Origin of the sequence: Kineococcus glutinatus, assembly GCF_039542765.1 — a bacterium.
Classification (GTDB): domain Bacteria; phylum Actinomycetota; class Actinomycetes; order Actinomycetales; family Kineococcaceae; genus Kineococcus_A; species Kineococcus_A glutinatus.
In genome coordinates, this window is sequence record NZ_BAABIL010000524.1 from 1 (window position 1) to 2,047 (window position 2,047).

The window sequence follows — 2,047 nt, forward strand, 5'->3', positions numbered from 1 at the left end:
TCGTGGTCACCGTGGACACGCCGGTGCTGGGCGCCCGCGACACCGACCGCCGCCGCAGCGTGCGCCTGCCGGCGGGCATGCACTTCGCCAACCTGCCCGCGCTGACCCCGCGCGCCGAGGACGACCTGCCGGCGCACCGGCGCGTCTACGTCGAGCGCCTCGACCCCACGCTGACGTGGCAGGACATCACCTGGCTGGTGGAGCTGACCGACCTGCCGGTCGTCGTCAAGGGCGTGCTGCGCCCGGACGACGCCGCCAGGGCGGTCGAGCACGGCGCAGCCGCGGTGTGGGTGTCCAACCACGGCGCCCGCAACCTCGACACGGTGGTCCCGACGGCCGTCGCGCTGCCCGCGGTGGCGGCCGAGGTGGGCGGCCGGGTGCCGGTGCTGGTGGATTCCGGCGTCCGCCGGGGCGTCGACGTGCTCAAGGCCCTGTGCCTGGGCGCGGACGCCGTCTTCGTCGGCCGGCCCTACCTGTGGGGCCTCGCGGCGGCGGGGCGCGAGGGTGCGCTGGCGGCGCTGCACATGCTCGACACGGAGCTGCGGATGGCGATGGGCCTGTGCGGCGCCCGGGACCTGTCCGCCCTCGGGCCCGACCTGATCTGGCGCTGAGACCGCCCGGCCGCCCCCCGCCCGGACGCACCGGGAGGGGGGCGGTTGGACCGCACCCCTGCACGTCGGCTAATGTTCTTCTCGCTGCAGGGGGAAGCGAAAAGCTTCCACCGGAGCATGCGGACGTAGCGCAGTTGGTAGCGCATCACCTTGCCAAGGTGAGGGTCGCGGGTTCGAGTCCCGTCGTCCGCTCGGAGGCACGAGCTTCAGAGGCACGAGCCTCGACGGTGGAGTGGCCGAGAGGCGAGGCAACGGCCTGCAAAGCCGTGTACACGGGTTCGAATCCCGTCTCCACCTCGGCGAGGCACCGGTTGGCAGGTGCCTCGCGGTAGACCTGGGCGATTGGCGCAGCGGTAGCGCGCTTCCCTGACACGGAAGAGGTCACTGGTTCGATCCCAGTATCGCCCACTCGACAGACGCAGCAGGGCCGCTCCCCGACCGGGGAGCGGCCCTGCTGCGTTGCGCGTCCCCGCTGCCGGACCTCCCCCGCGCCGGCTCGCGGCGCCCGGGGCGGGGCCGCGGATCAGGAGCGGGGAGGACGCCCCACCCCCCGGGCGCCGCCCGGCCACATCCGGTCCAGGGTCGAGTTGAACGCCGCACCGATGAGTACCGCGATCGCCAGCACGTACAGCCAGACGAGCACCACGATGGGCGAGGCCAGCGGCCCGTAGATCGAGGCACCGCCCAGCGACTGCGCGATGATCTCCCGCAGCACCGAGGAGACCACCACCCACAGCAGCAGGGCCAGGCCGGCACCGGGCAGGTCGCGCCGCCACCGCCCGCGCACCGGCGTCGCGATGTGGTAGAGCGTGCCGAGACCGGCGACGGTGAGCAGCACGACGACCGGCCAGTACAGCCCGATGACGAACTGCGCCTCCGCGGGCAGCCACCGCCCCAGCAGGCTCGGCCCGACCAGGACCAGCGGGACCACCACGACGCCGAGGACGAGCCCGAGCAGGTACAGCGACAGCGACAGCGCCCTCGTGCGCACGATGCCGCGGACCCCGCCGAGGCCGTACATGATGGCGATGGTGTCGACGTAGACGTTGAGGGCCCGCGAACCCGACCACACCGAGAAGGCGAACGCGACGAGGGTGACGTCGGCGCGACCGCTGGTGGTGACGGAGTCGAACGTGGGCACCACCACGCTCTCGACGACGCTCGGGGTGAGCACGGCCGAGGTGAGGTCGACGATCTGCGAGCGCACGGCCGCGACGTCCTCCACCCCCAGCCAGCGCCCCACGTACCCCAGGCAGGCCACGAGCCCGAGCACCAGCGGTGGCAGGGACAGCAGCGCGAAGAAGCCGCCCTCGGCGGCCAGCCCCGTCACCCGGTAGCGCAGGCAGGTGGCGACCGTGCCGCCGACGGCGGTCCGGACGGCCCGGACGGCCGCCCGCCCCCCGCGGCCCGCCACCCCGCCCGCGCGCGTGCACGCG

At 74.1% G+C, this 2,047-nt stretch carries 2 protein-coding genes and 3 tRNA genes; 4 read left to right on the forward strand and 1 reads right to left on the reverse strand.

Annotated elements, in window-relative coordinates:
* From ABEB16_RS17510 to ABEB16_RS17525, 4 genes are all read left to right on the forward strand, one after another.
* A partial coding sequence (locus ABEB16_RS17510) for an alpha-hydroxy acid oxidase (RefSeq protein ID WP_345713504.1) occupies positions 1-611 on the forward strand: 611 nt, incomplete at its 5' end.
* A gap of 119 nt (positions 612-730) precedes the next feature.
* Positions 731-803: transfer RNA gene (locus ABEB16_RS17515), tRNA-Gly, on the forward strand.
* Positions 804-837: 34 nt separating this feature from the next.
* Positions 838-908: transfer RNA gene (locus tag ABEB16_RS17520), tRNA-Cys, on the forward strand.
* Between the two features lie 39 nt (positions 909-947).
* Positions 948-1,019, forward strand: a tRNA-Val gene (locus tag ABEB16_RS17525).
* A 115-nt stretch (positions 1,020-1,134) separates the two neighbouring features.
* On the opposite strand, the gene ABEB16_RS17530 is transcribed toward ABEB16_RS17525, so the two are convergent.
* The coding region (locus tag ABEB16_RS17530; RefSeq protein WP_345713505.1) for a YihY/virulence factor BrkB family protein at positions 1,135-2,047 on the reverse strand (913 nt) is incomplete at its 5' end.